The organism is Nocardia sp. CDC153 (assembly GCF_035818515.1).
In the GTDB taxonomy this organism is placed as follows: Bacteria; Actinomycetota; Actinomycetes; order Mycobacteriales; family Mycobacteriaceae; genus Nocardia.
Genome location: NZ_JAYKYU010000011.1, coordinates 81,363 through 90,020 on the forward strand (window position 1 = coordinate 81,363; position 8,658 = coordinate 90,020).

At 67.5% G+C, this 8,658-nt stretch carries 10 protein-coding genes and 1 pseudogene; 5 read left to right on the forward strand and 6 right to left on the reverse strand.

Features of this window, described 5'->3' with window-relative positions; translation table 11 throughout:
* Nucleotides 1-87 precede the first annotated feature (87 nt).
* From argH to VMT65_RS38285, 3 genes are read right to left on the reverse strand one after another with little or no spacing between them, the layout of a single operon-like run.
* Nucleotides 88-1,509 carry an argininosuccinate lyase gene (gene argH / locus VMT65_RS38275; RefSeq protein WP_326313647.1) on the reverse strand — a complete coding sequence of 474 codons (1,422 nt, stop codon included), beginning with the start codon at nucleotides 1,507-1,509 and terminating at the stop codon, nucleotides 88-90.
* Entirely contained in the window at nucleotides 1,506-2,417 is a 912-nt protein-coding gene (locus VMT65_RS38280; RefSeq protein ID WP_326313648.1) for a class I SAM-dependent methyltransferase, read from the reverse strand. The genes argH and VMT65_RS38280 overlap by 4 nt, the downstream gene beginning before the upstream one ends.
* A 39-nt stretch (nucleotides 2,418-2,456) precedes the next feature.
* Nucleotides 2,457-3,659 (reverse strand): argininosuccinate synthase, encoded by a 1,203-nt coding sequence (locus VMT65_RS38285; RefSeq protein ID WP_326313649.1) that lies wholly within the window; start codon nucleotides 3,657-3,659, stop codon nucleotides 2,457-2,459.
* Between the two features lie 243 nt (nucleotides 3,660-3,902).
* Between VMT65_RS38285 and VMT65_RS38290 the strand changes: the two genes are divergently transcribed.
* On the forward strand, nucleotides 3,903-4,679 hold the full coding sequence (locus VMT65_RS38290; RefSeq protein ID WP_326313650.1) for a trans-aconitate 2-methyltransferase: 777 nt from the start codon (nucleotides 3,903-3,905) through the stop codon (nucleotides 4,677-4,679).
* Between the two features lie 16 nt (nucleotides 4,680-4,695).
* On the opposite strand, the gene VMT65_RS38295 is transcribed toward VMT65_RS38290, so the two are convergent.
* Nucleotides 4,696-5,436, reverse strand: coding sequence for a hypothetical protein (locus tag VMT65_RS38295; protein ID WP_326313651.1), 741 nt, complete (start codon nucleotides 5,434-5,436; stop codon nucleotides 4,696-4,698).
* A 257-nt stretch (nucleotides 5,437-5,693) separates the two neighbouring features.
* On the opposite strand from VMT65_RS38295, the gene VMT65_RS38300 reads away from it, so the two are divergent.
* A complete protein-coding gene (locus tag VMT65_RS38300) occupies nucleotides 5,694-5,852 on the forward strand; it encodes a hypothetical protein (RefSeq protein WP_326313652.1) in 159 nt (52 codons plus the stop codon).
* Here VMT65_RS38300 and VMT65_RS38535 read toward each other — a convergent pair.
* Nucleotides 5,845-6,081, reverse strand: a complete 237-nt coding sequence (locus VMT65_RS38535) for a hypothetical protein (RefSeq protein WP_442790398.1) — start codon at nucleotides 6,079-6,081, stop codon at nucleotides 5,845-5,847. The two genes, VMT65_RS38300 and VMT65_RS38535, sit on opposite strands and share 8 nt — an antisense overlap.
* Nucleotides 6,082-6,096: 15 nt before the next feature.
* Here VMT65_RS38535 and VMT65_RS38540 point away from each other — a divergent pair.
* Nucleotides 6,097-6,180, forward strand: a pseudogene (locus VMT65_RS38540) (MarR family transcriptional regulator); the annotation flags it as partial.
* Between the two features lie 138 nt (nucleotides 6,181-6,318).
* Here the strand turns inward: VMT65_RS38540 and VMT65_RS38310 are convergent.
* The gene (locus VMT65_RS38310) at nucleotides 6,319-7,473 is read right to left on the reverse strand and encodes a glycosyltransferase (protein ID WP_326313654.1); all 1,155 of its coding nucleotides are present in this window, start codon (nucleotides 7,471-7,473) and stop codon (nucleotides 6,319-6,321) included.
* A 60-nt stretch (nucleotides 7,474-7,533) separates the two neighbouring features.
* Between VMT65_RS38310 and VMT65_RS38315 the strand changes: the two genes are divergently transcribed.
* Together VMT65_RS38315 and VMT65_RS38320 are read left to right on the forward strand one after the other, a co-directional pair.
* Nucleotides 7,534-8,187, forward strand: coding sequence for a TetR/AcrR family transcriptional regulator (locus VMT65_RS38315; RefSeq protein ID WP_326313655.1), 654 nt, complete (start codon nucleotides 7,534-7,536; stop codon nucleotides 8,185-8,187).
* A gap of 114 nt (nucleotides 8,188-8,301) precedes the next feature.
* Nucleotides 8,302-8,658: hypothetical protein (locus VMT65_RS38320; protein WP_326313656.1), on the forward strand; the 357-nt coding region annotated here is incomplete at its 3' end.

Here is an 8,658-nt window from a genome sequence, read left to right on the forward strand (position 1 = left end):
GAAACATATGAACTACCGACGCGGATGACGAACGGCCCGTTGGGTTCCGGTGTGGGAACCCAACGGGCCGTTGTCGATTGGAACCTGTCAGCTCAGCCAGGCGCGTTGGGTGGCGGCGGTGCCGCGGACCTCTTCGAGCTGCTTGGCGACCTGGGTGCCCGCGGTGCCGCCGCGCGCATTGCGGGAGGCGATGGAGCCCTGGACGGTGAGGACCTCGCGCACGCCCGGGGTCAGGGCCGGGTCGACGGCGGCGAATTCCTCGTCGGTGAGTTCGTCCAGGCCGACGCCGCGCGCCTCGGCGGCACGGACGCAGCCGCCCGCGGCCTCGTGGGCGACACGGAACGGGACACCCTGTCGGACAAGCCATTCGGCAATATCCGTGGCGAGGGTGAAGCCCGCCGGGGCGAGTTCGGCCATGCGGTCGGTGTGGAAGGTCAGGGTCGAGACCAGGCCCGCGATGGCGGGGAGCAGCAGCTCCAGCTGGGCCACCGAGTCGAAGACCGGCTCCTTGTCCTCCTGCAGGTCGCGGTTGTAGGCCAGGGGCTGGGCCTTCAGGGTCGCGAGCAGGCCGGTCAGGTTGCCGATGAGGCGACCCGCCTTGCCGCGGGTGAGCTCGGAGACGTCGGGGTTCTTCTTCTGCGGCATGATCGACGACCCGGTGGACCAGGCGTCGGCCAGGGTGATGTACCCGAATTCCGGTGTGCTCCAGATGATCACCTCTTCGGCCATGCGGCTGAGGTCGACGGCGATCATGGACAGCACGAACGCGGCCTCGGCGGCGAAGTCGCGAGAAGACGTGGCGTCGATGGAGTTCGCGGCGGAGGAGTCGAAATTCAGTTCGGCGGCAATGGCTTCCGGGTCCAGGCCGAGCGAGGAACCCGCCAGCGCGCCGGAACCGTAGGGCGACACCGCGGCCCGCTTGTCGAAATCGCGAATCCGGTCGATATCGCGCAGCAGCGGATGCGCGTGCGCGAGCAGGTGATGGGCCAGCAGCACCGGCTGGGCGGCCTGCAGGTGCGTCTTGCCGGGCATGACCGCGTCCGGGTGCGCGGCGGCCTGCTCGGTGATCGCGTCGACCACGTCCAGCACGCCGGAGGCGATGTGCCGCATGGCATCCCGCAGCCACATGCGGAACAGCGTGGCCACCTGGTCATTGCGCGAACGCCCCGCGCGCAGCCGCCCACCGAGCTCGGCCCCGACCCGGTCGATCAGACCGCGCTCGAGCGCGCCGTGCACGTCCTCATCGGATTCGAGGGGCCCGAAGGCACCCGAGGCCACGTCGGCGGCCAGCGCATCCAGCCCCGCCAGCATGCCCGTCAGATCGCCGTCGGAGAGCAGCCCGGCCTTGTGCAGCACGCGCGCATGGGCTTTGGAGGCGCGGATGTCGTACGGCGCGAGCGCCCAGTCGAAGTGGGTCGACTTGCTCAGCGCCGCCATGGCCGCGGCCGGGCCGGACGCGAAGCGTCCACCCCACAGCGCGCCTTCGTTCGTGCTGCCGCCCTGGGTCATTGCGTCTCGTCTCCTCGCGGTTTCGTCGCGGTCATCAGAATGTGTGCGCCCATCGCGGGCTTGGCCGCCTCGGGGACGGTGCGGCCGTGGTCTTCGAGCACGGCCACCGGGTCACCCTCGGTCACCAGCCAGCGGTGCATGGCGAACCAGTCGCGGGGATCCGCGCGGTCCTCCCATGAATAGAACAGTTTTTCCAGGTCGAGCTGGATTCCCGCCTCCGCCATGACCTTCCGACGCCGTTCCCGATCGTCGGACAGGTCATGGCCCATGCCCAGGTTCAACGCCATCCGGCTGCCGGGCGCGCTCAGTTCCACCACCTGCTCGAGCAACCGGTTCTGCGCGTGGCCGGGCAGGTACCGCAGCAGCCCCTCCGCCAGCCAGGCGGTGGGTTCGCCTGGCTCGAAGCCCCTGTCCAACAGGGCCTTCGGCCAGTCCTGCCGCAGATCGACGGCCACCTCCCGGCGGTCGACGGTCAACTCCTCGGCCGCGAGCACCCGGTCCTTGAACGCCAGCACCTTCGGCTGGTCGAGCTCGAAAACCCGGGTGCCGGAAGGCCATTCGATCCGGTAGGCACGCGCGTCGAGCCCGGCGGCCAGGATCACGATCTGCCGGATCCCGGCACGCACGGCCGCGGCGAAATACTCGTCGAAGTACAGCGTGCGAGCAACCAGGACACTGCCCATCGACCAGCCGCGCAGCTCGCCGTCGCTGACATTCTGGCCACCGAGCCGCCCTGCCATCAGGGAGTTCCAGCCCTCGGACCCCACCGCGCCGACCAGCTTCGCCGCATACGGATCCCGGAACAGCGCATCCTCGCGGCTGCTCTCGTAGGCGCGAATGGCCGCGACCCCGAGGGCCGTCGCGCCCACGCTCTCCGTGATGTCCCAACTGTCGTCATCGGTTCGCATGGGCGCGTCTCCTTCGGCCGAGGTCTCGGTCGCAGGCTACTACTTGCTGTTGAGATCCCGGCGGGCCGCGACCTTGGAGGACAGGCCGTGGATCTGCACGAAGCCCTTGGCCAGCGACTGGTCGAAGGTGTCGCCCTCGTCGTAGGTGGCCAGGTTGAAGTCGTAGAGCGACTCGTCCGAGCGGCGGCCGTTGACCACGACGCTGCCGCCGTGCAGGACCATCCGCACATCGCCGGACACGTGCTGCTGGGTCTCGGCCACGAACGCGTCGAGCGCGCGCTTCAGCGGCGAGTACCACAGGCCGTCGTACACCAGCTCGCCCCAACGCTGCTCGACCTGCCGCTTGTAGCGACCCAGCTCGCGCTCGATGGTGACCGCTTCCATCTCCTGGTGCGCGGTGATCAGCGCGATGGCACCGGGGGCCTCGTAGATCTCACGCGACTTGATGCCCACGAGCCGGTCCTCGACCATGTCGAGGCGACCCACGCCCTGCCGGCCGGCCCGCTTGTTCAGCTCGGTGATGGCCTCGAGCATGGTCACCGGGCGCCCGTCGATGGCGACCGGCACACCCTTGTCGAAGGTGACGATGAGCTCGTCGGGAGCCTCGAAGTTGACGGTCGGGTCGACGGTGTAGTCGTAGACGTCCTTGGTCGGCGCGTTCCACAGATCCTCGAGGAACCCGGTCTCGACCGCGCGGCCCCACAGGTTCTGGTCGATCGAGAACGGCGACTTCTTGGAGACGTTGATCGGCAGGTTGTTCTCACCCGCGAACTCGATGGCCTTCTCGCGGGTCCAGGCGTAGTCGCGGACCGGCGCGATGACCTTCAGGTCGGGCGCGAGCGCGCCGATGCCGACCTCGAAGCGGACCTGGTCATTGCCCTTGCCGGTGCAGCCGTGCGAAACGGTGTCCGCGCCATGGTATTCGGCGGCCTCGACCAGGTGCTTGACGATCAGCGGCCGGGAGATGGCCGAGACCAGCGGGTAGCGGCCCATGTAGAGGGCGTTGGCCTGAATGGTCGGCAGGCAGTATTCGTTCGCGAACTCGTCGCGGGCGTCCACGACGATGGACTCGACCGCGCCGCAGTCCAGCGCACGCTGGCGCACGTCGTTCATGTCCTCGCCACCCTGGCCCAGATCGATGGCGACGGCCACGACCTCCGCGCCGGTCTCCTTGGCGATCCAGCTGATGGCGACAGAGGTGTCCAGCCCGCCGGAGTAGGCGAGTACGACGCGCTTCGTCATAGTCCGTGTGCTCCTCGATTGTGCTTATAGGTCCCGGGCCGGTGCGCTGCGGTCCCGAGCCGTATCGGCTCTGCTGTGGCGCGCTCCGTCGTCCTGCAAATGATTATGCACGACGATGCAATCCCATTCATAACCGGGTCCCCCACCCGAGGAAACCGACCGCCACCATCCTTGCACCCGGCCGCCGGGCGGGAATACAGTACAGACGTACGGTTTGGGATTTCGACACGATCGGAGCGGCCCATGTGGGATCCGGACAAGTACCTCGCCTTCGACGACCTGCGCGCACGGCCATTCTTCGACCTGGTGAACCGGGTCGGCGCGGACAAGCCGCGACGGGTGGCCGATCTGGGCTGCGGACCCGGAAACCTCACCGTGACGCTGGCGGAGCGATGGCCGGAGGCGACCATCGAGGCGTTCGACTCCTCACCCGAAATGGTCGAAGCGGCAAGGGAATACGGGATAGATGCCACGGTCGCCGACGTCCGCGACTGGAAACCCGCGCCGGACACCGATGTGGTGATCACCAATGCGGTGCTGCAATGGGTGCCGGATCACCTTGCGTTGCTTCCCGATTGGATCGACGCCCTCCCGACGGGCGCTTGGTTCGCCTTGCAGGTTCCCGGAAACTTCGACGCCCCTTCACATCTCGCGATCCACGGACTCGCCTCCACCGAGCGCTGGTACGACAAGCTCGCGGACGCGGGCATCCTCGAGCGCCAGGCGGTCCCGGATCCGGCCGGTTACGCCGGCGTGCTGACGGCGGCGGGCTGTCGTGTGGACGCCTGGGAGACAACGTATTTGCAGCCGCTGACCGGCGACGACCCGGTGCTGGAGTGGTTGACGGGCACCGCGTTGCGGCCGGTGCGGGATGCGCTCGACGATGCCGACTGGCAGGCCTTCCGCACCGAACTCGCCCCGATGCTGCGCTCGGTCTACCCCCGGCAGCCAGACGGCACCACCTGGCTGCCCTTCCGCCGCATCTTCGCGGTGGCCTACAAGCACTCCCGGGATCTCTAGACCGCTCGCGCCTGGCTCACCGGGCGTCGGAGGAGGTGTCGTGGATCCAGTCGATCACCGCGAGCTGTCCCAGCGACTGCGGCACCCCGCCGACGATCCTGATCACCACGAAGGCCGAACCCGGTGCGCCGCGGTATCGGTTCTGATTGATCATCGTGACGACCCCGTTGCCGTCGGCCGACACCAGCGAAGCCGTGACGACACCGGTGTGGCCGGGGCTCGCGTCCTGCCCGAGGCTGAGCACATCGCCGGGCACGGGCACGCGACCTTGGCCCGGATATATGCGAATCAGCGGAGTCCGGGACATATCGAAGCCCAACCGCGCTTGAATCACCGGATCGAAATACGTATCCACCAGGATGTCGCCGTTCACCGAGACGGTCGGCAGGTGATATCGCTGGTTCAGATATCGCTCGCTGAGCTCAACGCATTCCCATTCCAACGCCCCACCCCATCCGACATGTGGGTCGGCCGCGGAAACCGCGTCGTTATTGGGGCCGCACGCGATGAGATCACCCCAACGGCCGATTTCCACGCTGCCGGGGTTGGTTTCCGGATCGCAGACTCCGCCCTGCCACCAGGACGGCAGGCCGAAAGTAGGGGGCGGCATGCCACCGCCGACCGACACACCCGCCGACGCCGCACTCGCCGAGAGCGTTTCGATGGTCGAGGGTAAATCCGGGTTGTCCCCGGCCGCCAAAGGCGCGAACAGTGCGATTCCCGCCAGCACAGCGCCGACGAGCCAAGCAATTCGCATTGGTGCGGATCCTCCATTCTTTCGATACCCAGCCAGAAGGGCTTCGGCGTATCCGGACGCAAATCCGTCGGGACCGTATCAGGAGCTCCGGGCGAATTGTCGGCGCGAACTAATGACGCGCCGATGTGTGAAATAAGTATTTTTCTGCCGCGGGCAGACCGCGCCGTCAGACCCCCTGCGGCCGATTCCCGATCATGGCCGTCCAGTCTGTGTCACCCTGAAGATCGTCATCCCCGCGTAGAACCGGAGGACCAGCCATGCTCTCGACCCTCGCCCAGAACGTCGGCACCCTCGGCCACGACATCCTCTCCATCGGCTCGGCCGCACTGCAGTTCGCCCAGGACCTCATCACCGCGGGCGGCACCGGCGGTGGCGGAACCGGCACCTACCCACCCGGCCAGTACCCCCTCAACTGAGCAGCACCACGGCCACCCGTCGACTCATCGGCGGGTGGCCATCCATTCCCGCGGTCAGGAGGCCCGGATGGCAGCGACGCAGCGCGGGAATGTCGGCCTGATAGCCGGATTCGCGGAACCAGAAGAACATTCGCGACTCGGGACCCATCGCACGCAGCACGCGCCGCGGTAGCCGGACAAAGCGGCGTCCGGTGGTCGCGGCGAGTTGCGGAACAGTGAGCTCATCCACCGCCCCGACATCCGCATGCGCGAACTCGCCGATCGCCTGGGAGTCACCGCTCGGGCAGTCACCCCGTTGGTCGACCGCCTGGAACGGGAGGGCCTCATACGCCGCACACCCGACGCGACCGACCGCCGCGCGTTTCGTTTGACACTGACCGAACAGGGTGAGGATCAACGTGAGGCCATTGCCGCGCTCCAAGAGTCGCTCAGCGCAACTGAAGGTCGTGACGCACTCCGCGCCGGGTCACGCTTCGCGAACGTAGCGCGGCAGTTCAGCCGCGACGGTCGCCGCCGACGGCCGATCGGAGATCTCGACACGCAGACGTTCGGCAGCCGCGCGATACGACTGCTCGGTCAGTACCGATTCCATTGCGTCACGCACGGCGTCGGGGGTGACCCGATCAGGTGTCAGCACCCGCGCCACCCCGGTCGCGGCACACGCGCTCGCGGTGGGGAACTGGTCCGCGCCGCGCGGGGACAGTACCAACGGAATCCCGTGTGACAGCGCGGCGAGCGTCGTACCCGCACCGGCGTGGCAGAGCACCGCGTCACAGTGCGGAAGCAGGGCGGCCAACGACAGCCACTGTGCCACATGGACATTGGCGGGTAACGGTCCGAGGTCCGAGGGGACGGTCTCGGTGCCGACCGTGGTGACGACATCGATATCCAGATCGGCCAATCCCGCCAGCAGCGGCCCGAAGGCCGGGGGTTGGTTGAAGATCGGGACGGTGCCCAGGGACACATACACCAGCGGCCTGCGGCCCATCCGCTGAATGGCCTCGGGCAGTTCGTCGTCCACGCTGCCGGATACCGCCGGTCGGATCGGTCTCGCGATGCCGGCCACGGGACCGAGGTCGGGTTGCAGGCTGGCGGGGACCGGGTCGAGGTAGCCGTAGCGATAGAGACCGGCGTGCGCATCGGGCTCGATGCCGAACGAATGCCACAGCGGCGCAACCCATTCGGCCATGGCCGCGATCAGTTCCGGCTCCAGCAGCAGACCCGTCCCGTAGGTGAGGGACGGAATCTTGCAGACCCTCGCCACCAGCGGCGCGGCCAAATCGACGGGCGCGTGCACGATCACCTGTGGCTCGAACTCCTCGACGATCTCGAGCAGGTCGGTCGTCTTCCGCGGTGCCATGACCCGGCTGAACATGACCGCGCCGATCCGCCAGGGCTGTTGCCCCGCAGCGAATTCCGGCAGTGCCACCGCCGCGGCGGCCGCCTCGGGCGCATCCGGTCCGGCCGCCACCGCCGCCAGCCCGGCCGCACCGACGCGCCGCATGAGCTGCGGTGCCGTCGCGACCAAGACCTCATGCCCCTGCGTCAGCAGCTCCCGCGCCAAGGGCGCGACCGGCGCGAACACGCCCTCCATCGGAGTCGTCGAGATCAGCACGCGCATAGTCCGATCCTCCCATCGCTATAGCGCACTATATAGTGAACTATAGATACGATGAGGAGCATGTCAACCGCAGACAATCGCGCCCGCCGCCGGCAGGCGACGAAACGCCGGGTCGCCGAGGCCGCGGCCACACTGTTCGCCGAACGCGGCTACGGTGCGACCACGCTGCAGGCCATCGCGGATGCCGCGGGGGTGCACGTACAGACCATCTATCAGGCGTTCGGCACCAAGGTCGGCGTGCTCGCGGAGGCCGCGGCGGTCCTCGTCGCCGGGCCCGAGGAAGAGGCCTCGACGCCGCCGCCCGAACGCGCCTGGGTCCGTGAGCTTTTCGCCGAACCTGATCCGGTTCGCCAGCTCGCGCTGTACGCCGCGCACATGCGCACCGTCGCCGAACGCTATATGGGCCTGCTCGACATCATGCGAGTCACCGCCGCGGTCGATCCCGAGGTGAGCGCCTTTCTGACCGCGGCCGAACAGGGCCGGTACGACGGTCCCCGCCACATCACCCCGGAACTCGCGGCCAAGGGCGCACTCAAGCCCGGCCTGTCGCCCGAGCGTGCCGCCGACATCATGTATGCCCTCACCACGTACGACGTGTATCGGTCACTACTCGCCGACCGCGGTTGGTCGGGCGTCGACGCCGAGCGATTCGTCGCCGAAACGCTTGCGACAGTATTGCTTTCGACGCCCGCCGCAATTACCGGCAAGGAATAAGGCCGACTGGCCGCTTTGTTGACCAGATTTCTGACGGTGCGGCAATTCTGAAATACCTTATATAACAATGGAATTCGTCTATCGCTGAGATCATGAAAGCGGTAGAATTAGCACATGGATTCGAACGGGGTGACATTCGAGAACTGCGGGATCACCGAACTGGGGGCCGCGGTCGAAGCCGTGTCGAATTCGGTCCGACACGGTCGCCTCGAGTTCTCCAATACCGAGGTCGTGGCCTTGATGCAGCAGCTGGAAACCTCCATCCGCCGACTCTCGGCACTGGATTCGAAGCTGATCATCGAAGCCCACGAACGCGCCCTGCCCGAGGAATCCGGGACCGGCAAAATCATCCCGTTCCTGCGCCGCACCCTGGGCCTGTCGGCCCACGACGCGTCGGTGCGAGTGAAGATCACCCACGAATGCGGTGAGTTCCGGCAGCCGACCGGGCACCTGAGTCCGGCGAACCTGCCC

What these genes read in the sequence shown, in the direction of transcription:
- VMT65_RS38310 (WP_326313654.1), bottom strand. Translation starts at nt 7,473, where the DNA reads ATGCGCGTGCTGATCTCGACGACTCCGATGGAGGGCGTGTTCGCGCCG.
- VMT65_RS38285 (WP_326313649.1), bottom strand. Translation starts at nt 3,659, where the DNA reads ATGACGAAGCGCGTCGTACTCGCCTACTCCGGCGGGCTGGACACCTCT.
- VMT65_RS38290 (WP_326313650.1), top strand. Translation starts at nt 3,903, where the DNA reads ATGTGGGATCCGGACAAGTACCTCGCCTTCGACGACCTGCGCGCACGG.
- VMT65_RS38295 (WP_326313651.1), bottom strand. Translation starts at nt 5,436, where the DNA reads ATGCGAATTGCTTGGCTCGTCGGCGCTGTGCTGGCGGGAATCGCACTG.
- VMT65_RS38300 (WP_326313652.1), top strand. Translation starts at nt 5,694, where the DNA reads ATGCTCTCGACCCTCGCCCAGAACGTCGGCACCCTCGGCCACGACATC.
- VMT65_RS38280 (WP_326313648.1), bottom strand. Translation starts at nt 2,417, where the DNA reads ATGCGAACCGATGACGACAGTTGGGACATCACGGAGAGCGTGGGCGCG.
- argH (WP_326313647.1), bottom strand. Translation starts at nt 1,509, where the DNA reads ATGACCCAGGGCGGCAGCACGAACGAAGGCGCGCTGTGGGGTGGACGC.
- VMT65_RS38315 (WP_326313655.1), top strand. Translation starts at nt 7,534, where the DNA reads ATGTCAACCGCAGACAATCGCGCCCGCCGCCGGCAGGCGACGAAACGC.